At 71.2% G+C, this 24,074-nt stretch carries 23 protein-coding genes and 4 pseudogenes; 15 read left to right on the top strand and 12 right to left on the bottom strand.

The window, feature by feature from the left end; translation table 11 throughout:
- Window positions 1-61: 61 nt before the first annotated feature.
- Window positions 62-1,507 carry a DNA recombination protein RmuC gene (locus tag ACQ86L_RS05430; protein WP_434318001.1) on the top strand — a complete coding sequence of 482 codons (1,446 nt, stop codon included), beginning with the start codon at window positions 62-64 and terminating at the stop codon, window positions 1,505-1,507.
- Window positions 1,508-1,587: 80 nt separating this feature from the next.
- Here the strand turns inward: ACQ86L_RS05430 and glpX are convergent, their stop codons facing one another.
- Window positions 1,588-2,589, bottom strand: a complete 1,002-nt coding sequence (glpX, locus tag ACQ86L_RS05435) for a class II fructose-bisphosphatase (RefSeq protein WP_345834496.1) — start codon at window positions 2,587-2,589, stop codon at window positions 1,588-1,590.
- 144 nt (window positions 2,590-2,733) lie between these two features.
- Here glpX and fbaA point away from each other — a divergent pair, with 144 nt between their 5' ends.
- Entirely contained in the window at window positions 2,734-3,762 is a 1,029-nt protein-coding gene (gene fbaA / locus ACQ86L_RS05440; protein ID WP_434318002.1) for a class II fructose-bisphosphate aldolase, read from the top strand.
- Between the two features lie 22 nt (window positions 3,763-3,784).
- Window positions 3,785-4,540 (top strand): DUF6264 family protein, encoded by a 756-nt coding sequence (locus ACQ86L_RS05445; protein ID WP_434318003.1) that lies wholly within the window; start codon window positions 3,785-3,787, stop codon window positions 4,538-4,540.
- Here ACQ86L_RS05445 and ACQ86L_RS05450 read toward each other — a convergent pair.
- Window positions 4,537-5,397: an SDR family oxidoreductase gene (locus ACQ86L_RS05450; protein WP_434318004.1), complete on the bottom strand. Its 861-nt coding sequence runs from the start codon at window positions 5,395-5,397 to the stop codon at window positions 4,537-4,539. The genes ACQ86L_RS05445 and ACQ86L_RS05450 overlap by 4 nt on opposite strands.
- 94 nt (window positions 5,398-5,491) lie before the next feature.
- Between ACQ86L_RS05450 and ACQ86L_RS05455 the strand changes: the two are divergent.
- Both ACQ86L_RS05455 and ACQ86L_RS05460 read left to right on the top strand, forming a co-directional pair.
- A pseudogene (locus ACQ86L_RS05455) lies at window positions 5,492-5,854 on the top strand (winged helix-turn-helix transcriptional regulator); the annotation flags it as partial.
- A gap of 45 nt (window positions 5,855-5,899) precedes the next feature.
- A complete protein-coding gene (locus ACQ86L_RS05460) occupies window positions 5,900-6,670 on the top strand; it encodes a PP2C family protein-serine/threonine phosphatase (protein WP_434318845.1) in 771 nt (256 codons plus the stop codon).
- Window positions 6,671-6,705: 35 nt separating this feature from the next.
- On the opposite strand, the gene ACQ86L_RS05465 is transcribed toward ACQ86L_RS05460, so the two are convergent.
- Window positions 6,706-7,755 carry a 4-hydroxy-3-methylbut-2-enyl diphosphate reductase gene (locus tag ACQ86L_RS05465; protein WP_434318846.1) on the bottom strand — a complete coding sequence of 350 codons (1,050 nt, stop codon included), beginning with the start codon at window positions 7,753-7,755 and terminating at the stop codon, window positions 6,706-6,708.
- A gap of 112 nt (window positions 7,756-7,867) precedes the next feature.
- Between ACQ86L_RS05465 and xseA the strand changes: the two genes are divergently transcribed.
- Genes xseA through ACQ86L_RS05490 form a run of 5 tightly spaced genes read left to right on the top strand, consistent with a single transcriptional unit; the run spans window position 7,868 to window position 12,197 of the window.
- Window positions 7,868-9,148, top strand: a complete 1,281-nt coding sequence (gene xseA / locus ACQ86L_RS05470; RefSeq protein WP_434318847.1) for an exodeoxyribonuclease VII large subunit — start codon at window positions 7,868-7,870, stop codon at window positions 9,146-9,148.
- A 10-nt stretch (window positions 9,149-9,158) separates the two neighbouring features.
- Window positions 9,159-9,407, top strand: coding sequence for an exodeoxyribonuclease VII small subunit (locus ACQ86L_RS05475; RefSeq protein ID WP_434318005.1), 249 nt, complete (start codon window positions 9,159-9,161; stop codon window positions 9,405-9,407).
- Window positions 9,404-10,090, top strand: a complete 687-nt coding sequence (locus ACQ86L_RS05480) for a DUF4245 domain-containing protein (protein WP_434318006.1) — start codon at window positions 9,404-9,406, stop codon at window positions 10,088-10,090. The genes ACQ86L_RS05475 and ACQ86L_RS05480 overlap by 4 nt, the downstream gene beginning before the upstream one ends.
- Window positions 10,091-10,759: a carbonic anhydrase gene (locus tag ACQ86L_RS05485; RefSeq protein ID WP_434318007.1), complete on the top strand. Its 669-nt coding sequence runs from the start codon at window positions 10,091-10,093 to the stop codon at window positions 10,757-10,759.
- A 31-nt stretch (window positions 10,760-10,790) separates the two neighbouring features.
- A complete protein-coding gene (locus ACQ86L_RS05490; protein WP_434318008.1) occupies window positions 10,791-12,197 on the top strand; it encodes a class II fumarate hydratase in 1,407 nt (468 codons plus the stop codon).
- 77 nt (window positions 12,198-12,274) lie between these two features.
- On the opposite strand, the gene ACQ86L_RS05495 is transcribed toward ACQ86L_RS05490, so the two are convergent.
- From ACQ86L_RS05495 to ACQ86L_RS05515, 5 genes and pseudogenes are all read right to left on the bottom strand, one after another.
- Window positions 12,275-12,832: a prepilin peptidase gene (locus tag ACQ86L_RS05495; RefSeq protein WP_434318009.1), complete on the bottom strand. Its 558-nt coding sequence runs from the start codon at window positions 12,830-12,832 to the stop codon at window positions 12,275-12,277.
- A gap of 108 nt (window positions 12,833-12,940) precedes the next feature.
- Complete coding sequence (locus tag ACQ86L_RS05500) at window positions 12,941-13,852, bottom strand: PhoH family protein (protein WP_434318848.1); 912 nt, start codon at window positions 13,850-13,852, stop codon at window positions 12,941-12,943.
- A gap of 12 nt (window positions 13,853-13,864) precedes the next feature.
- Window positions 13,865-14,346: pseudogene (locus ACQ86L_RS05505) on the bottom strand (PIN domain-containing protein); the annotation flags it as partial.
- Window positions 14,347-14,498: 152 nt separating this feature from the next.
- Window positions 14,499-15,617, bottom strand: coding sequence for an aminotransferase class V-fold PLP-dependent enzyme (locus ACQ86L_RS05510; RefSeq protein WP_434318010.1), 1,119 nt, complete (start codon window positions 15,615-15,617; stop codon window positions 14,499-14,501).
- Window positions 15,618-15,668: 51 nt separating this feature from the next.
- A complete protein-coding gene (locus ACQ86L_RS05515) occupies window positions 15,669-16,430 on the bottom strand; it encodes an isoprenyl transferase (protein ID WP_434318011.1) in 762 nt (253 codons plus the stop codon).
- 105 nt (window positions 16,431-16,535) lie between these two features.
- Here ACQ86L_RS05515 and trhA point away from each other — a divergent pair.
- Window positions 16,536-17,337 (top strand): annotated as a pseudogene (gene trhA / locus ACQ86L_RS05520) (PAQR family membrane homeostasis protein TrhA).
- A gap of 10 nt (window positions 17,338-17,347) precedes the next feature.
- Here the strand turns inward: trhA and ACQ86L_RS05525 are convergent.
- The gene (locus ACQ86L_RS05525; protein WP_434318012.1) at window positions 17,348-17,611 is read right to left on the bottom strand and encodes a hypothetical protein; all 264 of its coding nucleotides are present in this window, start codon (window positions 17,609-17,611) and stop codon (window positions 17,348-17,350) included.
- A gap of 182 nt (window positions 17,612-17,793) precedes the next feature.
- Here ACQ86L_RS05525 and ACQ86L_RS05530 point away from each other — a divergent pair, with 182 nt between their 5' ends.
- Both ACQ86L_RS05530 and greA read left to right on the top strand, forming a co-directional pair.
- Window positions 17,794-18,210, top strand: coding sequence for a DUF4307 domain-containing protein (locus ACQ86L_RS05530; RefSeq protein ID WP_434318013.1), 417 nt, complete (start codon window positions 17,794-17,796; stop codon window positions 18,208-18,210).
- 109 nt (window positions 18,211-18,319) lie between these two features.
- A complete protein-coding gene (gene greA, locus ACQ86L_RS05535; RefSeq protein WP_345834482.1) occupies window positions 18,320-18,811 on the top strand; it encodes a transcription elongation factor GreA in 492 nt (163 codons plus the stop codon).
- Between the two features lie 71 nt (window positions 18,812-18,882).
- On the opposite strand, the pseudogene ilvA reads toward greA, so the two are convergent.
- The 3 genes and pseudogenes from ilvA to ACQ86L_RS05550 form a co-directional block, all read right to left on the bottom strand.
- Window positions 18,883-20,150: pseudogene (gene ilvA, locus ACQ86L_RS05540) on the bottom strand (threonine ammonia-lyase).
- A gap of 47 nt (window positions 20,151-20,197) precedes the next feature.
- On the bottom strand, window positions 20,198-21,436 hold the full coding sequence (locus tag ACQ86L_RS05545) for an AI-2E family transporter (RefSeq protein ID WP_434318014.1): 1,239 nt from the start codon (window positions 21,434-21,436) through the stop codon (window positions 20,198-20,200).
- Between the two features lie 74 nt (window positions 21,437-21,510).
- Complete coding sequence (locus ACQ86L_RS05550) at window positions 21,511-22,098, bottom strand: hypothetical protein (protein ID WP_434318015.1); 588 nt, start codon at window positions 22,096-22,098, stop codon at window positions 21,511-21,513.
- 216 nt (window positions 22,099-22,314) lie between these two features.
- On the opposite strand from ACQ86L_RS05550, the gene ACQ86L_RS05555 reads away from it, so the two are divergent.
- Together ACQ86L_RS05555 and ACQ86L_RS05560 are read left to right on the top strand one after the other, a co-directional pair.
- Window positions 22,315-23,565 carry a winged helix-turn-helix domain-containing protein gene (locus tag ACQ86L_RS05555; protein WP_434318016.1) on the top strand — a complete coding sequence of 417 codons (1,251 nt, stop codon included), beginning with the start codon at window positions 22,315-22,317 and terminating at the stop codon, window positions 23,563-23,565.
- Between the two features lie 45 nt (window positions 23,566-23,610).
- A complete protein-coding gene (locus ACQ86L_RS05560; RefSeq protein WP_345834473.1) occupies window positions 23,611-24,039 on the top strand; it encodes a hypothetical protein in 429 nt (142 codons plus the stop codon).
- Window positions 24,040-24,074 lie beyond the last annotated feature (35 nt).

The following is a 24,074-nucleotide window of genomic DNA, read 5'->3' on the forward strand; positions in this document are numbered from 1 at the left end:
ATTTCCCGCCCCGCCCTCCGTCGTCGCGGCGGTTGTCGGCGGCCCCTGCGACACTGAGCGCATGGACTTCCCCGCACTGCTCCTCGGCCTCCTTCTCGGTCTCCTCGTCGGCGCGGCGGGCGCCGGTTACGCCGTCGCGCGACTGCTCCGGAGTCGCGAGGCCGCGGCGCCCACGGTGGAGGACCCGGCGATCGTCGCCGCCCGCCACGAGAAGGAACTCTTGGAAGTGCGGGCGGAGGAGGCGGCGACGCAGGCCGGGCTCCGCGCGGAGCTCGCCGCGGCCGACACCCGCGTCGACTCGCTGCAGGAGCAGCTCCGCGGGGCGCAGGAGCAGCTCCGCGAGACCGTGGAGCGGCACCGCGCAGAAGCCCTCGCCCAGACCGAGCGCGAGCGCGCCGAGAGCAAGGTGCTCCAGGCCCTGGCGCCGGTGCGTGAGAGCCTCAGCGACATGCAGCGCAAGGTGATCGAGCTGGAGACCCAGCGCAACCAGCAGCACGGCCAGCTCGCCCAGCAGCTCCGGTCGGCGGCCGAGTCGGAGGAGCGGCTGCGCAGCACCGCCGAGTCGCTGGCGTCGGCGCTCCGCTCCAACAGCACGCGCGGCGTCTGGGGCGAGACTCAGCTCCGCAGCGTCGTGGAGGCTGCGGGCCTCATCGAGCGGGTGGACTTCGACGTGCAGTCCAGCATCCACTCGGAGTCCGGAGCCGGCCGTCCCGACATGATCATCCGGCTCCCCGGCGGCAAGAGCATCGCGCTCGACGCCAAGGTGCCCTTCAACGCCTACCTCGAAGCCAGCCAGATCCCCGCGACCGCGACCGGCGCCGAGGGCGCGCAGCGCGAGGCCCTTCTCAAGCAGCATGTGAAGGCCGTCCGCGACCACATCACCACGCTGGGCAGCAAGGCGTACTGGACGGGCCTGGAGTCCTCCCCCGAGCTGGTCATCGCGTTCATCCCGAGCGAGTCACTGGTCTCGTCGGCGATGGAGGCGGACCCGTCGATCATGGAGTTCGCCTTCGGCAAGCGCGTGGCCCTGGCCTCCCCCGTGACGCTGTGGTCGGTGCTCAAAACCGTCGCGTTCAGCTGGCAGCAGGACGTGCTGACCCAGGAGGCCAAGCAGCTCTTCGACCTCAGCCGCACCCTCTACAGCCGCCTCGGCACCACCGCCGGCCACATCGAGAAGCTCGGCCGGTCGATCGAGCGCACGGTGAAGGACTACAACGGCTTCGTCGGCTCGTTCGAGCGCCAGGTGTTCCCGGCCGCGCGCAAGCTCGGCGCGCTCGACGAGTCCAAGGTGATCGGCGTCCTGGAGGGCATAGAGGAGGCGCCGCGCGAGCTCACGGCGTTCGAGCTCGTGGACGAGCTGGACGCACGCGCCGAGGGCCGCCTCCATGTGGAGGCCGCCGCCGACGACGCCCGCGACATGCACGGCATCGACAAGCTCGCCATCGAGGAGCGCGCCCGCGCCGCGGCCGCGGACGCGGACGCCGACGACGCCTCCGGCGCCGCCTGACGCGACCCGAAGTCCCGTCGAGGGGCACGTAAACGCCCCTAAAACGCGGTTTTAGGGGCGTTTACGTGCCCCTCGGCGCTCTAGAGCTCGTCCGCCGACAGCCACTTCTCGGCGAGGTGGTCCGCGACCACGCGCCGGATGGTGCCCGACTTGGAGCGCAGCACGATCGACTCCGTGCGGATGATCGGGCCCTTGCGGCGGACGCCCTCCACCAGGCCGCCGTCGGTGACGCCCGTCGCGACGAAGAAGGTGTTGTCGCCCTTCACCAGGTCGTCGGCGCCGTAGATGCGGTCCATGTCGAGGCCCGCCGCGATCCCCTGCGCGCGCTCGGCGTCGTCCTTCGGCGCCAGCCGGCCCTGCATGAACCCGCCGATCGCCTTGATCGCGCACGCGGTCGTGATGCCCTCCGGGCTGCCGCCGATGCCGACGCACAGGTCGATGCGCGACTCGTAGCGGGCCGCGTTGATCCCGCCGGCCACGTCGCCGTCGAGCATCAGGCGCGTCCCGGCGCCGGCGGCGCGGATCTCCTCGATCAGGCCCTCGTGGCGCGGCCGGTCGAGCACGGCCACGCGGATCTCCCCCACCGGCTTGCCCTTGGCCTTCGCCAGCTCGCGGATGTTGTCGCCGATCGGCTGCGACAGGTCCACGACGCCGCGCCCCTCCGGCCCGGTGACGATCTTGTCCATGTAGAAGACGCTGGAGGCGTCCAGCATCGTGCCGCGGTCGGACACCGCGATCACCGACAGCGCGTTCTGGCGTCCGGCGGCGGTCAGCGAGGTGCCGTCGATCGGGTCGACCGCGATGTCGCAGGCCGGCCCGCGGCCGTTGCCGACGTGCTCGCCGTTGAACAGCATCGGGGCGTTGTCCTTCTCGCCCTCGCCGATCACGATCAGCCCGTCGAAGTTCACCGTTCCGAGGAACTTGCGCATCGCGTCCACGGCCGCGCCGTCCGCCGCGTTCTTGTCGCCGCGGCCGATCCACGGGGTGGCCCGGATCGCCGCCGCCTCGGTCGCCCGCACCAGCTCCATCGCCAGGTTCCGGTCGGGGTGAAGGAAGAGGGACGCGGTGTCGGTGCTGGTCATGATGGGTCCTCCCGGACGAATCGAAACGACGGTGTCAGCCGCCAGGCGACGGCGAAGCCAGTGTATCGAGGGAGCCCGCCGGGGGCACGGCACGCGCTCGGTATGATGAGTCCCGTTCGACACCCCGATTCCCAAGGAGCCGTAATGCCCATCGCCACGCCGGACCAGTACGCAGAGATGCTCGACAAGGCGAAGGCGGGCGGCTTCGCGTATCCCGCGTTCAACGTCTCGTCGTCGCAGACGATCAACTCGGTGCTCCAGGGCCTCACCGAGGCGGGCAGCGACGGCATCATCCAGGTCACCACCGGCGGCGCGGACTACTTCGCCGGCCAGACCGTCAAGGCCCGCGCGACCGGCGCCCTCGCCTTCGCGAAGTTCGCCACCGAGGTCGCGAAGAACTACCCGATCACCGTCGCGCTGCACACCGACCACTGCCCGAAGGGCGCGCTCGACGACTTCGTGCTGCCGCTCATCGCCGCCTCCGAGGAGGAGGTCCGCGCGGGCCGCAACCCGATCTTCCAGTCCCACATGTGGGACGGCTCGGCGGTGCCGCTGGCCGAGAACCTGGAGATCGCGCAGGAGATGATCAAGCGCACCAAGGCCATCAACGCCATCCTCGAGGTCGAGATCGGCGTCGTCGGCGGCGAGGAGGACGGCGTGCGTCACGAGGGCTCCAACGACGCCCTCTACACGACCCTCGCGGACGTCGAGAAGGCCGTGGAGGCCCTCGGCCTCGGCGAGAACGGCCGCTACATGGCCGCGCTCACCTTCGGCAACGTGCACGGCGTCTACAAGCCGGGCAACGTGAAGCTGCGCCCGGAGCTCCTCAAGGAGATCCAGGACGGCCTGGCCGCAAAATACGGCACCGGCCCGAAGCCGCTCGACCTCGTCTTCCACGGCGGCTCCGGCTCGACCGACGCCGAGATCGCCGAGGCGGTCCGCAACGGCGTCGTGAAGATGAACATCGACACGGACACCCAGTACGCCTTCACCCGCTCGATCGCCGGCTACATGTTCGAGAACTACGACGGCGTGCTCAAGGTCGACGGCGAGGTGGGCAACAAGAAGGCCTACGACCCGCGCGCCTGGGGCAAGGTCGCCGAGACGGCGATGGCCGCCCGCGTCGTGGAGGCCACGCAGCAGCTCGGCAGCGCCGGTCACTCCGGCAAGTAGTCAGCGCACGTAGGCTGGGGGGATGAGCGAGCACGAGCCGGAGAAGGCGCCGGACGAACGACCGCGCCCGAAATACGGCGAGCTCGCCCCTCCCGGCTGGGTGTGGAAGCCCCCGCAGGACGCGGACCGGCTGGACACCACGCACCACAGCCCGGCGGCGTCGGAGGTCGAGCAGCCTCCCGCCGCGCCGCCCCAGCCCGGGCCGTTCGACCGGCCCGGACCGTACGACCGACACGGGGGCGCCCCGCACGACGGCGGACAGCCCGGCTACGGCCACCCGTACCCGTCCAGCCCCCAGCTCCGCGCCGACGCGCCGCGCTGGAACGTCACGACCACGATCGTGCTGCTCGTCGTCGGGTTCTTCGGGATGTCGTACTCGATCGGCGCCCTGCAGGGGCTGCCCTCGGCGATGCAGCTCATGCACTCGTCGCTGAGCCTCGGCAAGTACGTGCAGGACCCCTCGGTCGGCCCGCTGATCACCGCGGGCACGATCGCGATGGCCGGCATCTGGGCGGTCTCGCTCGGGCTCTCTGTGTGGCTGCTCGTGCAGAAGCGGCTGGCGTTCTACGTCCCGCTCATCGCCGGGATCGTGGCGTTCATCACCCTCTTCGTCATCCTGGGCCTGATCTTCTCGACCGACCCGGCGCTGCTCGACTACTACAACGGGATCGCGCCCGCCACGCCGGGTCCGTCCACCCCGGGTCCGTCCACCCCGGCGCCGAGCTCGCCGCCTCCGGCGAGCCCGACCGCCACTCCCGGGGCGTCGACCTCCGCTTAGGCCGCGCGCGACTCAGCGAGCCCCGCGGCGAGCGGCGTCGTCGGCCGGCCGATCAGCTCGCTGAGCGTCCCGGGCGCGTCGGCGAGGGCGCCGTCGCGGATGTTGCCGTCGAGTGCGACCACGAAGCCGGCCGTCCCCTCGTCCAGGCCCGCCTCGCGCAGCGCCGCGCCGTGCTCCTCCGGGGTCACCGAGCGATAGGCGACCGGACGGCCGAGCAGCTCGCCGATGGCCGCGGCGAGGTCGTCGAACGTCCAGGCGACGTCCCCGGCCAGCTCGTAGACCGCGCCGTCGTGGCCGTCGGTCGTGAGCACGACGGCCGCGGCCTCGGCGTAGTCCTTGCGGGAGGCGCTGGCGACGCGTCCGGTCGCCGCGCTGCCGACGAGCTCCCCCGTCGCGGCGGCGACGTCGAGCTGGCCGGTGTAGTTCTCGGTGTACCAGTTGTTGCGGAGCACCGTCACCGGGAGTCCGGAGGCGGCGAGCAGCTTCTCGGTCTCGGCGTGCTCCGGCGCGAGCACCAGGTCGGTGTCGTCGGCGTGCGGCGCGCTCGTGTAGACGAGGCGGCCGACGCCCGCGCGCACAGCCGCGTCGATGGCGTTGCGGTGCTGCGGGATGCGCTGACCGACCTCCGAACCGGAGACGAGCAGGAGGGCGTCGGCCGCGGCGAACGCCGCGTCCAGGGTCTCCGGCTTCTCGAAGTCGATCACGGCGGTCTGCACGCCGCGCGCGGCCAGTGGGGCGAGCCGCTCTTCGCTGCGCCCGAGGGCGCGGATGTCGGCGGTGGGCACTCCGCGGTCGAGGAGAGCGTCCACAGTGAGGCGTCCGAGGTGTCCGGTGGCTCCGGTGACGACGATGGTCATGGGTGTGTTCCTTTCGGTCGGTCGTCGTTCGCAACCGGGTCCCGGCCCGAAAACTTCCCTGTCGGAGGTACCCACTTTTCGGTAAGTTACTGACGTGGACACCAGATTCGAGTCGTTCGAGGCCCTCGGCTTCACCGACGGCGTGCTCCCCTCGGAGTGCCCGTCCCGCATCGTGCTCAACCACGTCACCAGCACCTGGGGCGTGCTCGTGCTCGTCGCGCTCGCGCGGAGCGACCTGCGCTGGGGCGAGCTGCGCCGCACGGTGCAGGGCATCAGCGAGAAGATGCTCGCCCAGACCCTCCGCACCCTGGAGCGGGACGGCTTCGTCTTGCGCACCGCCCAGCCCACCGTCCCGCCGCGCGTCGACTACAGTCTCACCGGCCGCGGCCGGGAGGTCACCGAGCACCTACTGCCGCTGATGGGCTGGATCGCCGACAATGCCGACGACATCCTGTCCGGCGCCCCTCCCGCGCCGCTCGGCTTCGAGACCGGGCAGGGCTCGGTGAGCGGGGACTTCCGCGACGGCAACGAGGACTCCCTCTACGCCTCGGCCTGGTCGGCGTTCGTGGCCGACGGGGTCGGAGGGCACGCGGCCGGCGAGATCGCCTCCGCGACGGTCGCGATCCGCCTGGCGTCGATGCTCGACGCGACCGAGGGCCGCGTTCCCGGGGAGGCGCGACTGCGCGAGCTGGTCGCGATCGCGAACTCCGACCTCGCGCTGCGCGTGCGCCTCGACCCCGCGCTGGCGGGCATGGCCACGACCCTCGTCGGGCTCTTCTCGGACGGCGTGCGGATCACCGTCGCGCACACCGGGGACTCCCGCGCCTACCGCCTGCGCGACGGTGCCCTGGCGCAGATCACCGAGGACGACTCGCTCGTCCGGGAGTTGCTGGCCACCGGAGCGATCGGCGAGAGCGAGATCGCGGAGCACCCGCTGCGCTCGGTCGTCACGCACGTCCTCGGCGGGGACCCGGAGGACGCCGCCGCGCTGCACGTCGCGTCGGAGCCGGCGCGGCGCGGCGACCGCTGGCTGCTCACGAGCGACGGGCTCACCGACTACGTCCCGATCGAGGATGTCGCCGAGACCCTTGCGGTGGCCGCGACGCCGCAGGACGCGGCGGACGCGCTGGTCGCGCTCGCGCTGCGGCACCGCGCCCGCGATAACGTCTCGGTGGTCGTCGCCGACGTCGTGGAGCTGGCGGAGGCTCCCGCGTACCGCCCCGCCTTCGGCGGCTCCGCCGCCGCCGACCCGGCGTCCTCCCGCACGCTCTGAGGCGCCGTGAACCCCCGAGGGCATTGCCAACAGGGTCAGGCCTGGCCGCGGCCTCCGAGGGCGCGGGCGTCCTGCTTGCCGCTGATGTCTTTGCGGAGCTCCTTGGGCAGCGAGAACATCAGGTCCTCCTCCGCCGTCTTGACCTCCTGCACCTCGGCGTAGCCGGCCCCGGAGAGGTCCGCCAGGACCTCCTGCACCAGGACCTCCGGCACCGAGGCGCCGCTGGTCACGCCCACGGTCGCCACGCCGTCCAGCCACTCCTGGCGGATCTCGCTGGCGTAGTCGACCCGGTAGGCCGCCTTCGCGCCGTACTCGAGCGCGACCTCCACGAGGCGCACCGAGTTGGACGAGTTGGCCGAACCGACCACGATCACCAGGTCGGCGTCCTCCGCCACCTTCTTGATCGCGACCTGACGGTTCTGCGTCGCGTAGCAGATGTCGTCGCTCGGCGGGTCCTGGAGGTTCGGGAAGCGCTCGCGGAGGCGGCGGACCGTCTCCATCGTCTCGTCCACCGACAGCGTGGTCTGCGAGAGCCACACGACCTTGTCCGGGTCCTTCACCTGGATGCGGTCGACATCCTCCGGGCCGTTCACGAGCGTCACGTGCTCGGGGGCCTCGCCCGCGGTGCCCTCGACCTCCTCGTGCCCCTCGTGGCCGATGAGCAGGATCTCGAAGTCGTCGCGGGCGAAGCGCACGGCCTCGCGGTGCACCTTGGTGACCAGCGGGCAGGTCGCGTCGATGGCGAGGAGGCCGCGGTCCGCCGCCGCGTTCACGACAGCGGGCGAAACACCGTGCGCCGAGAACACCACGTGTGCGCCCGTGGGGACCTCGTCCACCTCGTCCACGAAGATCGCGCCCTGCTGCTCCAGCTCGGACACCACGTGCACGTTGTGGACGATCTGCTTGCGCACGTAGACCGGCGCGCCATAGTGCTCGAGCGCCTTCTCGACGGCCACGACGGCGCGGTCGACGCCGGCGCAGTAGCCGCGCGGGGCCGCCAGCAGCACACGCTTGTGTCCCTGGACCGGGATATCCTGAAGCCGCCCGCGCTCGCCGGCGTCCCGCTTGACGGGGATCCGGGGCATGGGGAGGCTGATGGTCGCATCGCTCACCCCTCGATCGTACGCGGTGGGCGCTGATCAACGGATGGGAGGCCGGGTGGCACAGGTCGCTGGCGGTACGACGGGCGCGCCGACGATGACCCCTGGGCCGCCGACCCTCGACGCCCCGTGGCCGGTCGCGCTGCTCGCCGACCGCATCCGTGGCTGGATCGACCGGCTCGGCACCGCCTGGGTCGAGGGCGAGATCACCCAGTGGGGCGTCTCCGGCGGCAACGTCTACGGCAAGCTGAAGGACCTCCGCGAGGACGCGACGATCAGCTTCAGCATCTGGTCGTCGGTGAAGGCGCGCATCCCCGCCGACCTCAAGCAGGGCGACCGGGTGATCGCCGCGGTGAAGCCGAACTACTGGGTCAAGGGCGGCAGCCTCACCATGCAGGTGAGCGACATGCGGCACGTCGGCCTGGGCGACCTCCTGGAGCGGCTGGAGCGGCTGCGCGCGCAGCTCACCGCGGAGGGCCTGTTCGCGGCCGAGCGCAAGAAGCGGCTGCCGTTCCTCCCGCACACCATCGGCCTGGTCACCGGCAAGGACTCCGACGCCGAGAAGGACGTGCTCCGCAACGCGCAGCTGCGCTGGCCGGCGGTGCGGTTCCGCGTCGTCCACGCGGCCGTGCAGGGCGACCGGACGGTCCCGGAGGTCGTCTCCGCCATCCGGACGCTCGACGCCGACCCCGAGGTGGAGGTCATCATCGTGGCGCGCGGCGGCGGCGACTTCCAGAACCTGCTCGGCTTCAGCGACGAGCGCGTGGTGCGAGCGGCCTCGGAGGCTACGACGCCGATCGTGAGCGCCATCGGCCACGAGGCGGACCGCCCGCTGCTCGACGACGTCGCGGACCTGCGCGCCTCGACGCCGACCGACGCCGCCAAGCGCGTCGTCCCGGACGTGGCGGAGGAGCTGGCGCGCGTACAGCAGGCCCGCGCGCGCCTCGGCACCCGCCTGACGCACATGATCACGCACGAGATCGACCGGATCGGCCACCTCCGCACCCGCCCGGTGCTGGCCTCCTCGACCTGGATCGTGGACTCCCGAGCACAGGAGCTCACCCGCTACGTCGCCCGCGGCGTCGAGCTGGTGGAGCGCCGGGCCGACCGCGAGAGCACGCGCATCGCGGAGCTGCGCGGGCAGCTCCGCGCGCTGTCGCCGCAGGCGACGCTCGACCGCGGTTATGCGATCGTGCAGAACGCGGCAGGACACGTGATCACGTCGCCCGCGGAGGCGCCGCCTGGCGCGGAGGTGCGGGTGACGCTGGCCGGCGGCGCGTTCGCGGCCACCGCGGGCGACCGGCTCCCCTCCCCGGCCGGCGAGGACGCCGGCACCGGCGCCGATCCCGATCCAGCGCCCGCCCAGCGAGACAAATAGAATGGACATCATGCCCACCTCGGAGATCAGCGCGCTCAGCTACGAGGAGGCGCGGGACGAGCTCGTCCGCGTCGTCACCGAGCTCGAGCAGGGCTCCACCACGCTGGAGGAGTCCATCGCGCTGTGGGAGCGCGGCGAGGCGCTCGCCCGCCGCTGCGAGGAGTGGCTGATCGGCGCGAAGGCACGGCTCGACGCCGCCCGCGGCGGAGCAGCCGCAGGCGCAGCCGCGGGCGCACGGAGCGTGTCAGACACCGAATGAGTCCCCGCACCCGCACCAGCACTCCCAAGCCTCCCGCCGTCGTCGCCGAGCTCGGCCGCCCGGAGACGCCGGAGGAGACCGCCGCCCGCAAGGCGCAGAACTCCGCCAACCACCGCAACCGGCAGACGGTCAACAACCTCGTCTACTCGCTGATCGCGACGGTCGCGCTCGTGGCGGTCATCGTCCTGATCGTGCCGCGCGGCAACCCGACTTCGTCGGCGCCCGCCGTCGACTACGCCGCCGTCGCCCAGCAGGCGCAGGGCAGCGAGCCCGACCGGCTCGTGGTGCCGACGCTCCCGTCCGGCTGGTCCTCCAACAGCGCCGAGCTGCGCACGAAGACCTCCGACGGCGTCGACGCCTGGTACATCGGGCTGCTCACGCCGAAGGGCCAGTACGTCGGCATCACGCAGGGCTTCAACGCCAACGACAGCTGGGTCGCCGACCAGGTGAACCGCACCCGGATCGCCGGCACCCGGGAGATCGACGGCGTGAAGTGGGACGTCTACGACAACCGCTCCGCCGGATCGTCCGCCGGCAACGTCGCCTACGCCCTCGTGACCACCGCCGGCAAGAGCACGGTCGTCGTCTTCGGCACCGCCGACGACGCCGAGTTCACGACGGCCGCCCGCTCCCTCTCCGACCCGCTCCACTCCCTCGGCTCACCCACCCCAGGAGGAAACTAGATGCCCACGACCCGTCCCGGCCGGATCTGGAAGGAACTGCTGGCAGGAAACGAGCGCTTCGTCACGGGAGCGCCGCAGCACCCGCGGCAGGACGTCGAGCGACGCCAGAGCGTGGCGGAGGGCCAGAACCCGGTCGCCGCGATCTTCGGCTGCGCCGACTCGCGCCTCGCCGCCGAGATCATCTTCGACCTCGGCCTCGGCGACGCCTTCGTCGTCCGCAACGCCGGGCAGGTGGCCTCCGACTCCGCGATCGCCTCGCTGGAGTACGCGGTCGCCGTGCTGAACGTGCCGCTCATCCTGGTGCTCGGTCACGACGCGTGCGGCGCGGTGTCGTCCGCGATCGCCTCGCAGGCGGAGGGGGCCGACCCGCTGCCGCCGCACATCGCGCAGCTCATCGCCCCGATCCTGCCGGCCGTCCACCGGGTGGCCGGCACTGCCCCGGGCGAGGCCGTCGTGCCCGCCGAGGTCGACGCGCTCGAGGTCGGGCGCCTGCACCTGCGCGACACCGTCGCAGAGCTTCTCGCGCGATCGGAGATCATCAGCGACGCCGTCGCCGCCAATCTCCTCGCCATCGTCGGAGCGAACTACGTGCTCCAGGAAGGTCGGGTCGTTCCCGACGCCGTCGTCGGACTGGCCGAACCGGCCGCCGACCCAACGCCCGCGCGCTGACGCGCCAGGGCCCAGAAAGGAAGAACACACCGTGGTGGACACGCAGGCGGGCACCGAGTACCGCATCGAGCACGACACGATGGGCGAGGTGCGGGTCCCCGCAGCCGCCCTGTACGGCGCGCAGACGCAGCGCGCCGTCGAGAACTTCCCGATCTCGGGCTCGGTTCTCGAGCCGGCTCAGATCGCCGCGCTCGCCCGCATCAAGAAGTCGGCGGCGCTCGCGAACGCGCGCCTCGGCGTCCTGGACGCGGACGTCGCCGAGGCCATCGCCGCCGCCGCAGACGAGGTCGTCAGCGGCGCGCACAACGGGGACTTCCCGATCGACGTCTACCAGACGGGCTCCGGCACCTCCTCGAACATGAACATGAACGAGGTGCTGGCGACGCTCGCCTCGCGCCGCCTCGGCCGTCCGGTGCACCCGAACGACCACGTCAACGCGTCGCAGTCGTCCAACGACGTCTTCCCGACCTCGGTGCACATCGCCGTCACCGGCGCACTCATCGACGACCTCATTCCCGCGCTCGACCACCTCGCGGTCGCGCTGGAGGAGAAGGCGCAGCTGTGGGCGACCGCCGTCAAGTCGGGCCGCACGCACCTCATGGACGCCACCCCGGTGACGCTCGGCCAGGAGTTCGGCGGCTACGCCGCGCAGATCCGTTACGGCATCGAGCGCGTCCAGGCCGCGCTGACCCGCGTCGCGGAGGTCCCGCTCGGCGGCACGGCCGTCGGCACCGGCATCAACACCCCGCTCGGCTTCCCGCAGCTCGTGATCGAGCTGCTGACCGCCGAGACCGAGCTGCCGATCACGGAGGCCCGCAACCACTTCGAGGCCCAGGCCAACCGCGACGGTCTCGTGGAGGCCTCCGGCGCGCTCCGCACGATCGCCGTCAGCCTGACCAAGATCTGCAACGACCTGCGCTGGATGGGCTCGGGCCCGAACACCGGTCTCGGCGAGCTGCACATCCCCGACCTGCAGCCGGGCTCCTCGATCATGCCGGGCAAGGTCAACCCGGTCATCCCGGAGGCCGTGCTCATGGTCGCCGCCCGGGTGATCGGCAACGACGCCACCATCGCGTGGAGCGGCGCGTCCGGCCTGTTCGAGCTGAACGTCGCCATCCCGGTGATGGGCACAGCGCTGCTGGAGTCGATCCGCCTGCTCACCCAGGCCAGCCGGGTGCTCGCGGACAAGACCGTCACGGGCCTGGAGGCCAACCTCGACCGCGCCCGCGCGTTCGCGGAGTCGAGCCCGTCGATCGTGACGCCGCTTAACCGCGTGATCGGCTACGAGGCCGCCGCGAAGGTCGCCAAGCACGCCGTCGCCCAGGGCATGACCGTGCGGGAGGCCGTGATCGACCTCGGCTTCGTGGAGCGCGGCGAGATCACGCTGGAGCAGCTCGACTCGGCACTCGACGTGCTGAGCATGACCCACCCGGGCTGAGCCCGGACCCGGACCGCTCGCGAGCCGTTCGATCGAGGCGCCCCTCCTGCACTGCGGGAGGGGCGCCTCGCCGTTTGTCACCCCAGCAGCACGAACCCCCAGAACGTCCCGAGCAGCACCGGCCCGAACGGCAGCTCCGCGGACAGCAGCCGCCTGGACCCGCGACCACCGGCCACCGCCCACGCCACCGCCACCCCGGCCAGAAACGTCACGACCACCCAGCACCCGACGACCGCCACGACCTCCCCCAGCGGCGGCCCTCGCTCCGCCACCAGCGCCGCGAGGGCCCCGGCCAGCACCGCCGCGAGCTTCACGTCGCCCATCCCGAGCCCGCCTCCCGACGCCAGCACCGCGAACCCGACGAGAGCCGCCACGCCGCACCCCAGCGCCGCGACCGCGACCGGCCATCCGCCGGGCCGGAGCGAACTCCAGACCGCTCCCACGACCACGAACGCCGCCCCTGGGACAACGAGCGCGTCCGGCAGCCGCAGCTCGCGCACGTCGTACTGCACGAGCGGCGCGGTCACGGCCGCGACATACAGCGCTCCGATCGCGGCCGGCCCGGCGTCACCTGCCCCCAGCAGGGCGACGCTCAGGCCGACCGCGACAACGATCCGGATCGTTTTCTCAACCATGCCCTCACGCTAGGTGCGGCGACACGGCCTCCTTACGATTCCACAGAAAATACGAGAATCCCGAATTCATCCACAGCAGGCGAGGTTCTTTCGCCTGCCGGCTCACCCTCAGGCCAGCTCGTTGCCCTCCAGCATCTCCGTGACCAGCGCCGCGATCGCCGAGCGCTCCGAGCGCGTCAGCGTGACGTGCGCGAACAGCGGGTGGCCCTTCAGCGTCTCGATCACCGACGCGACGCCGTCGTGCCGGCCGACCCGGAGGTTGTCGCGCTGCGCCACGTCGTGGGTCAGCACCACCCGCGAGTTCTGCCCGACGCGGCTGAGCACCGTCAGCAGCACGTTCCGCTCCAGCGACTGCGCCTCGTCCACGATCACGAACGCGTCGTGCAGCGAGCGGCCGCGGATGTGCGTGAGCGGCAGCACCTCCAGGATGCCGCGGTCCAGCACCTCGTCCAGCACGTTCTGCGACACCAGCGCACCGAGCGTGTCGAAGACCGCCTGACCCCAGGGGTTCATCTTCTCGCCCTGGTCGCCCGGCAGGTAGCCGAGCTCCTGGCCGCCGACCGCGTACAGCGGCCGGAACACCATGATCTTCTTGTGCTGCTGACGCTCCAGCACGGCCTCCAGCCCCGCGCACAGGGCGAGCGCCGACTTGCCGGTGCCGGCCCGTCCGCCGAGCGACAGGATGCCGATCTCCGGGTCGAGCAGGAGGTCGATCGCCAGCCGCTGCTCCGCCGAGCGGCCGTGCAGCCCGAAGACGTCGCGGTCGCCGCGCACCAGCTTCACCTCGCCGTCGGCGACCACGCGCCCGAGCGCCGAGCCGCGGTCCGAGTGCACGATCAGGCCCGTGTTGACCGGGAGCCCCTCGACCTGCGAGGTGCTCATCCACTCGTTCTCGTAGAGCGAGCTCATCTGGTCGCTGCCGAGCGAGATCTCCGCCAGCCCGGTCCAGCCGCTGTCCACGACCTGCTCGTGCCGGTACTCCTCCGCCGCCAGGCCGATCGACGACGCCTTGACGCGCATCGGGAGGTCCTTGGAGACGACCGTGACCGCGAGCCCGTCGTTCGCGAGGTTCATCGCCACCGCGAGGATGCGGGAGTCGTTGTCGCCCAGCTGCATCCCGCTCGGCAGCACCGACATGTTGGAGTGGTTCAGCTCCACCCGGAGCGAGCCGCCCTCCCCGACGGGGATCGGGAAGTCGAGCCGTTCGTGCTGCACCCGCAGATCGTCCAGATTGCGCAGCGCCTGCCGCGCGAAGTATCCGATCTCGGGATCGTTGCGCTTCCCTCCAGCTCGCTCACGACGACGACAGGGATGACGACAGCGTGTTCGGCGAACCGGAAGATCGCCTTGGGGTCGGACAGCAGCACCGAGGTGTCGAGCACATACGTGCGCTCGCTCTGACGGGTTCCGCTGGGTGCCGACTCGAACTGCCGGGTTCCTGATTCAGCCACGACCACTCCCACCCCGCCGCTCCGCTTGCGCTGGAGCCGGCGGATCCTTGGCGAGCCGGCCATTGGGTCTCGAAACGAACTTATGTGGCCGTCTCGATCGGGCGCCGTGCCCGATGAGTCGAAAGTACGCCGCACCGCCGACACAGGGGGCTCCGAATGCCGCGTGTCGTGTTTCGTTCAGGTGAACATTCGCCCCCAGTTCTGGGAGGCGCGGATCAGGCCGCCGAGGCGTAGGAGGTGAGGGCGGCGCGCAGCATGTCCAGGGTCTCCTCGGTGGTCCCGGCGTGGACGCTCAGCCGGACGCTCGTGGCCCGCACCTTGGCTGACACCCCGTGGTTGAACAGGGAGGCCGCCAGCACGGTCAACTGCTCGGGCAGCGGCTCCAGCACGACGATCCCGGCGCGCTCCGCGGGGTTGCGCGACGAGGCGACGGGAAGGGCGAACTCGTCGGCGAGGTCGATGACCTGCTCGGCCAGGTCGGAGATGGCGGAGCCGATCTCGGCGACGCCGACCGCCGCGACCTCCTCCAGCGCCGCGGCGAGGCGGGCCTCGGCGACCAGGTCGGGGTTCGACACGGTGAAGGCCGCCGCGCCCTTCACCGGCTCCAGCACGTCGTCCCAGCGTTCACCCTCGCCGGTCCCGACCCAGCCGCTGAAGACGGGGGTCAGGTGCTCGATCGCGCGCTCGCTGAGCGCGAGGAAGCCGGTGCCCCAGCCTGCCCTGGTCCACTTCTGGCCGCCGGAGACGACGACGTCCGCGACCTCGTAGGGGACGTCGACCACGCCGAAGCCCTGGATGGCGTCCACGATGAGCAGGCGGTCCCCGATCACCTGGCGGATGCCGTCGATGTCGGCGAGGTAGCCGGTGCGCGAGTCGACCAGGCTCACCATCACCGCGCTGGTCGAGTCGGTGAGCTGCTCCTTGAGTTGCGCCGGGGTGACGCGCCCGTGGTCGGTCTCCAGCCACACCGGCGTCACGACGTGCATCGCCTGCGCGGCACGCACGGCCGCGTAGGTCACGCTCGGGAACTCGCCGGGAGACAGCAGCAGGTCGCCGCCGGTGAGCCCGAAAGCGGCGTGCATGAGGCCGGTGGAGGCGTTCGGCTGGAAGGCGATCTGCTCGGCGGGGAAGCCGGTCAGAGCGGAGATCGCGTCGCGGACGCGGGCGTCCTCCACGTTCATCCGGTCGACGGTCCCGAAACGCGCCGTGGCGAGCGCCTCGTACTGCCCCAGCGTCTCGGCGCGCACCGCCGCCGACAGCGGTCCGACGCGCCCGTAGTCCAGGTACCCGGGCTCCTCGCCGAACCCCGCCGCGAACTCCTCGATCGTCGTCATCGTGACCTCCGGGGACCATCCTGCCGTCCGACCCGCCGGCGACGCGAATCGTCAGGAGCCGTAGCGGCGGTGGCGGCGGGAGAAGTCGCGCATCGCGCGCAGGAAGTCGACCTCGCGGAGGTCGGGGCCGAGGGCCTCCACGAAGTAGAACTCGCTGTGCGCGCTCTGCCACAGCATGAAGTCGCTCAGCCGCTGCTCGCCGGAGGTGCGGATGACGAGGTCGGGGTCGGGCTGGCCTCCCGTGTAGAGGTGCTCGCCGATGAGATCGGGGGTGAGGAGGTCGGCCAACGTCTCCAGGCTGCCGCCCTCCGCCGAATGCGCCGCGACGATGCTGCGCATGGCGTCCGTGATCTCCTTGCGGCCGCCGTAGCCGACCGCGAGGTTGATGTGCAGGCCCTTCTTGTCGGCGGTGCGCTTCTCGGCGTCGGCCAGCGCGGTCACGAGCGGCTCCGGGAGACCGGTCATCGAGCCGACGTGCTTGACCCGCCAGTCGCGGTAGCGGGAGAGGTCGTCGGCGAGCTCGGCGATGATCTCGATCAGGTCGGAGAGCTCGGAGCTCGGCCGGTTGGTCAGGTTGTCCGACGACAGCAGGTAGAGCGTCACCACCTCGATCCCGAGGTCGTCGCACCACTCCAGGAACTCGCGCATCTTCGCCGCGCCCGCGCGGTGGCCGTGCGCGACGGTCGTCATGCCGACCTGGCGGGCCCAGCGGCGGTTGCCGTCGATGATCATCGCGACGTGCCGGGGCAGCGACTCCGGGCCGAGGCCGGCGATGTCGCGTCGCAGCCGCTTCTGGTACAGGCCGTAGAGCAACCCGTTGGCCGTCTCGGAACTGCGTCTCGCTCACGCAGCTACGTTAGCGCCCCTGACGTGTCCGATTCCCAGCATCCGAGCACCCGCCTCCCCTACTCTTGCTCCATGACGCCGCGAAACGCCCCCGAGCCTGAGGACGTCGGCGAGCTGCTCACCGAGCCGGCCGCCGACCTCCCGCCCGCCGACGCCGCGGTGAAGGCGGACGACTCCCGCGGCCCTCTGCTGCCGAACATCCCGCTGCTGGACGCCTCCCCGCCTACCCGGCCGACATCAAGCCGACCTGGCGCGGCTGGATCCACGCCGGAACGTTCCCGGTCACGATCGCCGCGGGCATCGTGCTCATCAGCCTGGCGCACGGAGCGCCGGCCAAGTGGGCGTCGGCGGTGTTCATGCTGACCTCGATGCTGCTGTTCGGCAACTCGGCGCTCTACCACCGCTTCAACTGGCGGCCGCGCACGAAGGTCATCCTGAAGCGCATCGACCACGCCAACATCTTCCTGCTGATCGCCGGCACCTACACGCCCCTCGCCGTGCTCGCCCTCCCGCCGCAGAAGGGCATCGTGCTGCTCTGCGTCGTGTGGGCGGCGCGCTGCTCGGCATCGGCTTCCGGGTGTTCTGGATCCACGCGCCGCGCTGGCTGTACGTGCCGATCTACCTGCTGCTCGGCTGGGCGGCGATGATGTACATCGTCGACCTGGTCAACGCCAACGTGGCGATGATGGTGCTGGTCTGCGTCGGCGGCGTGTTCTACACGATCGGCGCGGTCATCTACGGAATCAAGAAGCCGAACCCGTTCCCCGGCGTGTTCGGGTTCCATGAGATCTTCCACACCTTGACGGTGCTGGCGTTCCTCTGCCACTGGACGGCGACGCTGCTGATCGCGCTGCATCCCGCCTACAACGGCTGACGCCGGGAGTTCAGGGGCGGGAGTCGCCGTCCGCGTCGTCCTGCTGCTCGCCGGCCTCGGCATCCAGCTTGTGCGCGATCTCGTCGCGGTAGCGCACCCGGCGGATGCGGCGCGTCATGTCGAGGATCAGCAGCACCGCGGCGACCGCGATCAGGAAGGTGACGGTGAAGCCGACGACGCCGGGCGTGACCGCGTCATCGCTCGGTCCGGAGGTCGGCGACGGCGTGGGCGTCGCGGCCAGCCAGACGCCCGCCTTCAGCAACAGCTCCCCCATCACACGGCCTCCACGGACACGGTGGACAGGTCGTTCTGACGCATGGCGGGCTTCGCTTTCGGATCGGGTGGTTCGGGAGGCGCGAAGCGCGATTCACAGCTTCGTCTCCTAGTCTTGTCTCAGCCTACCGTCGCCCCGACGGCGGGCCTGAACGATGCCCCTGAGAGGCGGACGGCGAGTACATGGCACGCGTGACCGAGGCGCCGTCCGAGACCCTCGCATCCCGCTACGGCCGCACCCCGAAGCGCCGCCGCCGCGATCGCTGGCTGCTGATCGGCGGTGCCGTCGCCGTGCTCGCGGTGGTGACCGCGTGGGTGTTCTGGGCGGGCTGGGACAACGACCAGGCCGACCTTCAGACCACCGACACCGCGTACGTGATCCCCGACGCCCACCATGTGCGGATCACCTTCACCATCAACGCCAAGCCGGGCGACAGCGTCACCTGCGCGTTGCAGGCACTGAACCAGGACTACGCGATCGTGGGCTGGCGGATCGTGACCTATCCCGGCTCCGATTCCCGTGTGACGACGTACAACGAGACGATCCGGACCATCTCGCAGAGCAACACGGGTTTGATTAACACCTGCTGGCTGACCTAACATTCTCTGGATACGCCCCGGCCGAGGCCGGGGCGTCTACTTTACCCACCGGCGCCAGCCGGCCATCAGCCGAAGCGGGAAAATCCGTGCAGGCGCGAAGGAGTTCATCATGTCCCAGGAGTCTCAGGTCACCTTTCTGACCCAGGACGCGTACGACCGTCTCTCGGCCGAACTCGAGGAGCTCAGCGTCAACGGCCGTAACGAGATCGCGAAGCGCATCGAGGCGGCCCGCGAGGAGGGCGACCTCAAGGAGAACGGCGGCTACCACGCCGCGAAGGACGAGCAGGGCAAGATCGAGGCCCGCATCGTGCAGCTCACCAACCTGCTGCGCAGCGCCACGGTCGGCGAGGCGCCGGAGAGCCACGGCGTCGTGGAGCCCGGAACCGTCATCACCGCGACCATCGCGGGCGACGAGAGCGTCTTCCTGATCGGCAACCGCGAGATCGCGGCCGGCACCGACCTCCCCGTCTACAGCGAGCAGAGCCCGCTCGGCTCCGCCATCCTCGGCCTCAAGGTCGGCGACAAGACCGAGTACACCGCCCCCAACGGCCGCCAGATCCCGGTCACGATCTCCAAGGTCGACACCTACACCGGCCAGTAACCGCCGAGTACGCGCGAAATCAGTCGGAGACCGCCGAGTACGCAGATCATCTGCGAACTCGGCGGTTTCTGCTATTCCTCTTCGAGGACGGGGTCGTAGCCGGCGGAGCGCAGCACCTGGATGACCTGCTCGCGGTGCTCGGTGCCGCGGGTCTCCACGGAGACGTCGAGCTCGACCTGGCTGAGCTGGAGCCCGTTGCCGTGCCGCGTGTGCAGCACCTCCACCACGTTGGCGTTGACGCCGGCGAGGATCTCGGCGATGCGCGCGAGCTGTCCCGGCCGGTCCGGGAGCATGATCGAGAGCCGCAGGTAGCGGTCGGAGGCCGCGAGGCCGTGGGCGATGACGCGCTGCATCAGCAGCGGGTCGATGTTGCCGCCGGAGAGGATGGCGACCACCGGCCGGGCTGGGTCGTCCGCCGGGATGAGTCCCGCGAGAATCGCGGCCACTCCGACCGCGCCGGCGGGCTCCACCACGAGCTTCGCACGCTCCAGCAGCACCAGCAGCGCGCGGGCGATGTCGTCCTCGGTGACGGTGACCACGGCGTCCACCGCGTCCCGGATGATCTCGAAGTTGAGCGCGCCCGGCCTGCTGACCGCAATGCCGTCGGCGATGGTCCCGACGACGGCGATCTCGGTCGGCTCCCCCGCCGCGAGCGACGCCGGGTAGGCGGCGGCGTTGGCCGCCTGCACGCCGATCACGCGGACCGTGCGCCCTCGCGGGCCGCGCGCTGCTTGACCGCGCTGGCCACGCCGGAGATGAGCCCGCCGCCGCCGATCGGCACGACGATGGTCTGGACGTCCGGCACCTCGTCGAGGATCTCCAGACCCAGGGTGCCCTGCCCGGCGACCACGTCCGGGTGGTCGAACGGCGGGATGAGCACCGCGCCGGTCTCTGCGGCGAAGTCGGCGGCGGCCCGGAGGGTCTCGTCCACGATGCTGCCGCTGAGCACGACGTCCGCGCCGTACGCGCGCGTCGCCTGGAACTTGGGGATGGCCACGCCCACGGGCATGAAGATCGTGGCGTGGATGCCGAGCTCGCGAGCGGCGAAGGCGACGCCCTGCGCGTGGTTGCCCGCGGAGGCGGCGACGACGCCGCGCGCCCGCTCCTCCGCGTTCAGCTTGGAGAGCCGGTGGTAGGCGCCGCGGATCTTGTACGAGCCGGTGCGCTGCAGGTTCTCGCACTTGAGGATGACGGGGGCGCCGAGCACGTCGGTGAGGTACCGGGAGGTCTCCAACGGCGTCGGCTGGGCCACCCGGGCCACGATCGCGCGCGCAGCCTCGATCTCGTCGAGGCCAGGGCCTGCGAACGGGGTGCGCGTCGGATCGGTCGCGGTATCCACTCGCACAGCCTACTCGTGGTCATATACCGCTGAATGAATGCGACCGATTACGTCCGCGGAGCCCTGCGGGGGCGCGGCACGGTCTCCCAGATCGCGCCCTCCGGAGCCGCGGTGGCCTCCGGCGGCGTCGACCGCCAGGCGCCGGACGACACGTAATGCACCATCACGTTGAGCACCGCGACGAACGGCACGGCGAAGAGCGCGCCGGGGATGCCGGCCAGCAGCGAGCCCGCCGCCACCGCCAGCACCACCGCGAGCGGGTGCACCTTCACCGCCGTGCCCATGATCAGCGGCTGGAGGACGTGGCCCTCGATCTGCTGCACAAGCAGCACCACCGCGAGCATGATGAGCGCGAAGACCCAGCCCTTGAAGACGAGTGCGACGAAGACGGCCAGCGTGCCGGTGAGCACGGCGCCGACGATCGGGATGAACGACCCGAGGAACACCAGCACCGCGATCGGGAGCACCAGCGGCAGCCCGAGGAAGAACGCGCCGAGGCCGATCCCGAGCGCATCGATGGAGGCGACGAGCACCTGCACCTTCGCGAAGTTCCGCAGGGTCAGCCAGCCGGCCTGTCCCGCCCCGTCGACCGCGGCCCGCGCGTTCTTCGGGAAGATCCGCACCATCCAGCCCCAGATGCTCCGGCCGTCGATGAGGATGAACAGCACGCTGAACACCGTCAGCAGCGCACCGGTGAGCACGTGGCCCAGCGTGGAGCCGATCGAGAGCGCGCCGGAGATGTAGACCTGGCTGTCCTGCTGCAGCGACGACCAGAGCGACTGGAAGGCGCCGTCGATCTGCTCCGTCGTCAGGCCGAGCGGGCCGGTCGTCAACCAGCTGCGGAACTGGTCGAACGCCGCCACCGTCTGGGTCTGTAGGTCGTGGCTCTCCCGGGTGACCTGCCAGATCGCCAGGTAGAACAGCCCGCCGACGACCACGATCAGCGTCAGCAGCGTGGCGACGATCGCCAGCCAGCGCGGCCAGCGGTGGCGGATCAGGAAGTCCTTGAACGGCACCAGCAGCGCGGCGAGGAGCACCGCGACCAGCACGGGGACGACGATCAGCCGGAGCTGGACGATGAGGAAGACCACGACCGCGATCACTGCGCCGATGACGAGCAGCCGCCACGACCAGGCTCCCGCCAGGCGCACGCCGCGCGGCAGGGACGCGTCGACCGGCGCGACCTCCTCGACCCGGGTCGCGAGGTCGCGCCGGCGCTTCAGGAAGCGCGCCCGGGCCGGCGGGACGGACGGATGCTGCGGTGCCGGAGCGTCGCTCTCTGCCATGCCCGTCAGTCTAGGTGCGCGACCCGGCTCATCCTGAAGGATCGCTCAGGAAGCGCCGGGTCGCCCGATGACGATCAGGGCTCGAACACCAGCGGCGGGTGCTCGATGGAGGTGGAGAACCATTGCCAGGCGGGCCCGGAGGACGTCTGCTGGATCGAGGCGTAGGTCACCTGTCCCGGCGGGACGTTGTTCAGGCCGACCGAGACCGAGACGTTCCCGTTCACGGTCTTCACGCCGGCGCCGGTCACGCTGCCCGCGCCGGCGTACCCGCCGACGGTGAGCGACACCGGGCCGCTCGTGGCGATGAGGAACTCCACGACGTAGCTCGCGACCGCCGTCGCGCCGTACGCACCCGGGTCGAAGTGGACGGAGACGCCGGGGCCGCCGGACGGGACCTGCCGGAAGCTGAACGACGCGTACGGCGTGCCGGTCGTGTCGGTCTGCATGATGTCCGACGCGATCAGCGTCAGGTTGGTGCGGCCTTTGCCGACGGTGTGGGTCGGGCTGATGGTGTCGATGGGGAAGAAGAAGGGCGGCCACCAGTGGATGTCGCCCGGACGGATCCGAGTGACCAGGTCACTCGGCGAGAGGGTCTTCACGAAGGTTGAGGGGTCGATGGCGTCCGAGTACTCGGCGTCCGCCCCCGGGACGATACCAGACATGAGCATTACTCTAGAACGCCGTCCCGTCTCGCACACCCGTGCCACCACTGATGTCGAGGGGCACGTAGACGCCCCTAAAACGCGGTTTTAGGGGAATGTCCTCCAGGTCGGGTTGGCAGCCGGGCTGTGGAAACCGGCTCGACGCCACGTTAGGGAGGCCGGCATACCAGTGGCCCAGCGGGACGTGACCATCGGGTGAACGGGGAGTGTCGGACCTTGCCGCTAAGGTCGATCCGTGGTCGAACAGCTCTCCCCGCCCTCGCGCGCCGCATCGCGCTCGCCGCCCAGGGCTTCGGGCGCCCGCGCCCCGCGGTGGTGGGCACGCGCCAGCTCAACGGGCTCATCGACCGCATCAACCTGCTGCAGATCGACTCGGTGAACGTGTTCGAGCGCAGCCACTACCTCCCGGCGTTCGCCCGACTCGGCGCCTACGACCGCACCCTCCTCGACCGGCTGACCTTCGACGCGCGCGGGCCGCACACCGAGTACTGGGCGCACGAGGCCGCGTTCGTGCGCAAGGAGGACTGGTCGCTGTTCCGCTGGCGGATGCGCCAGTACCGCGAGCGCTACGGCACCGGCAACGCGTGGTTCGCGGCGCACGACTCCACGCTGTCCTGGCTGCGCAGCGAGCTCGCCGCCAAGGGCCCGCTCGCGGCCGGCGAGATCGAGCACGACGCCAACCGGCGGTCCGGGCCGTGGTGGGGCTGGTCGGAGGTCAAGCGCGCGCTGGAGCGGATGTTCCTGTTCGGCGAGGTCGCCATCGCCGGGCGCACGCGCTTCCAGCGCCGCTACGGGCTGGTGGAGGACGTCCTCCCGGCGAGCGTGCTCGACCGCACGGTGAGCGACGCCGACGCCATCCGCGAGCTGATGCGCCGCTCGGCCGTCGCCCACGGCATCGGCACGCTCCGCGACTTCGCCGACTACTACCGGCTCAAAGGGCCGGCCGTCGCCGTCGCGATGCAGGAGCTGGAGGACGCGGGCGAGGTCGTCCCGGTGCAGGTGGCGGGCTGGACCGGGGCCGGTGACCGCCCGGTCAAGGCCTGGCTGCACCGCGACGCGCGCCGGCCGCGCAGCATCGACGCCGCCGCTCTCCTGTCGCCGTTCGACCCGGTGGTCTGGTTCCGCGACCGGGCGCTGCGGACGTTCGGCTTCCACTACCGCATCGAGATCTACACGCCCGCCCCGCAGCGGGTGTACGGCTACTACTCGCTGCCCATCCTGCTGGACGACGAGCTGGTCGGCCGCATCGACCTGAAGAGCGACCGGCAGGCCGGCGTGCTGCGGGTGCAGTCCGCGTGGACGGAGGCCGGCGACGGCGGCCGGGTGGCCGAGCGGCTGGTCCCGCTGCTGGGCGAGACCGCGGCCTGGCAGGGCCTGGGCGGCGTGGAGGTGGCGGAGGGCGCACGGGGCGACCTCGCCCCCATGCTCGCTGCGGAGCTCGCCCTGGCCGCGCCCACGGCCTTCTGACGACGCCCTCGCGGCGGCGCGGGGTGCGGGGGTAAGGTGCGGGACATGAGTTCACCGCTGGAGTATCTGGACGCCGACGGGGCCGACGAGGCCGACTACGAACAGCCCATGCGCGAGCTCTTCGCGTACCGCGACGGCGAACGCTGGCTCGACGGCATCGTGACGGGCGTGAAACGCGGGCCGGACGGCCGCGCGCACGTGCAGTTCGACAACCGCATGTGGGTGACGACGGACGACGTGCGCGAGTCGAGCCACTACATCGCGGTGCTGCTGAACCCGGACTCCACGGTCTACGCGGAGGTCATCACCGGCTACCGCGACGGAGCCCCCGCCGACCTCATCCGCGACATCGACGTGGTCGACGGCGCGAACAACGCCGGCACCGAGTGGCGCCCGCTGGACGAGCGCGCGGTCGGCACGCGCGTGCGCTACCGCTACACCGGCACCGCCGAGCTGGAGGCCGCCGAGGCGTAGCCTCCCGCCCCTGCACATTCGTGCCGAATGTCACG

It is taken from the genome of Leifsonia sp. P73 (genome assembly GCF_051059105.1).
GTDB lineage: Bacteria > Actinomycetota > Actinomycetes > Actinomycetales > Microbacteriaceae > Leifsonia.

Excerpts from the sequence above, each read along its gene's own strand:
- ACQ86L_RS05430 (WP_434318001.1), top strand. The coding sequence starts at position 62 with ATGGACTTCCCCGCACTGCTCCTCGGCCTCCTTCTCGGTCTCCTCGTC.
- glpX (WP_345834496.1), bottom strand. The coding sequence starts at position 2,589 with ATGACCAGCACCGACACCGCGTCCCTCTTCCTTCACCCCGACCGGAAC.
- fbaA (WP_434318002.1), top strand. The coding sequence starts at position 2,734 with ATGCCCATCGCCACGCCGGACCAGTACGCAGAGATGCTCGACAAGGCG.
- ACQ86L_RS05445 (WP_434318003.1), top strand. The coding sequence starts at position 3,785 with ATGAGCGAGCACGAGCCGGAGAAGGCGCCGGACGAACGACCGCGCCCG.
- ACQ86L_RS05450 (WP_434318004.1), bottom strand. The coding sequence starts at position 5,397 with ATGACCATCGTCGTCACCGGAGCCACCGGACACCTCGGACGCCTCACT.
- ACQ86L_RS05465 (WP_434318846.1), bottom strand. The coding sequence starts at position 7,755 with ATGCCCCGGATCCCCGTCAAGCGGGACGCCGGCGAGCGCGGGCGGCTT.
- xseA (WP_434318847.1), top strand. The coding sequence starts at position 7,868 with ATGACCCCTGGGCCGCCGACCCTCGACGCCCCGTGGCCGGTCGCGCTG.
- ACQ86L_RS05475 (WP_434318005.1), top strand. The coding sequence starts at position 9,159 with ATGCCCACCTCGGAGATCAGCGCGCTCAGCTACGAGGAGGCGCGGGAC.
- ACQ86L_RS05480 (WP_434318006.1), top strand. The coding sequence starts at position 9,404 with ATGAGTCCCCGCACCCGCACCAGCACTCCCAAGCCTCCCGCCGTCGTC.
- ACQ86L_RS05485 (WP_434318007.1), top strand. The coding sequence starts at position 10,091 with ATGCCCACGACCCGTCCCGGCCGGATCTGGAAGGAACTGCTGGCAGGA.
- ACQ86L_RS05495 (WP_434318009.1), bottom strand. The coding sequence starts at position 12,832 with ATGGTTGAGAAAACGATCCGGATCGTTGTCGCGGTCGGCCTGAGCGTC.
- ACQ86L_RS05500 (WP_434318848.1), bottom strand. The coding sequence starts at position 13,852 with ATGCGCGTCAAGGCGTCGTCGATCGGCCTGGCGGCGGAGGAGTACCGG.
- ACQ86L_RS05510 (WP_434318010.1), bottom strand. The coding sequence starts at position 15,617 with ATGACGACGATCGAGGAGTTCGCGGCGGGGTTCGGCGAGGAGCCCGGG.
- ACQ86L_RS05525 (WP_434318012.1), bottom strand. The coding sequence starts at position 17,611 with ATGGGGGAGCTGTTGCTGAAGGCGGGCGTCTGGCTGGCCGCGACGCCC.
- ACQ86L_RS05530 (WP_434318013.1), top strand. The coding sequence starts at position 17,794 with ATGGCACGCGTGACCGAGGCGCCGTCCGAGACCCTCGCATCCCGCTAC.
- greA (WP_345834482.1), top strand. The coding sequence starts at position 18,320 with ATGTCCCAGGAGTCTCAGGTCACCTTTCTGACCCAGGACGCGTACGAC.
- ACQ86L_RS05545 (WP_434318014.1), bottom strand. The coding sequence starts at position 21,436 with ATGGCAGAGAGCGACGCTCCGGCACCGCAGCATCCGTCCGTCCCGCCG.
- ACQ86L_RS05550 (WP_434318015.1), bottom strand. The coding sequence starts at position 22,098 with ATGTCTGGTATCGTCCCGGGGGCGGACGCCGAGTACTCGGACGCCATC.
- ACQ86L_RS05560 (WP_345834473.1), top strand. The coding sequence starts at position 23,611 with ATGAGTTCACCGCTGGAGTATCTGGACGCCGACGGGGCCGACGAGGCC.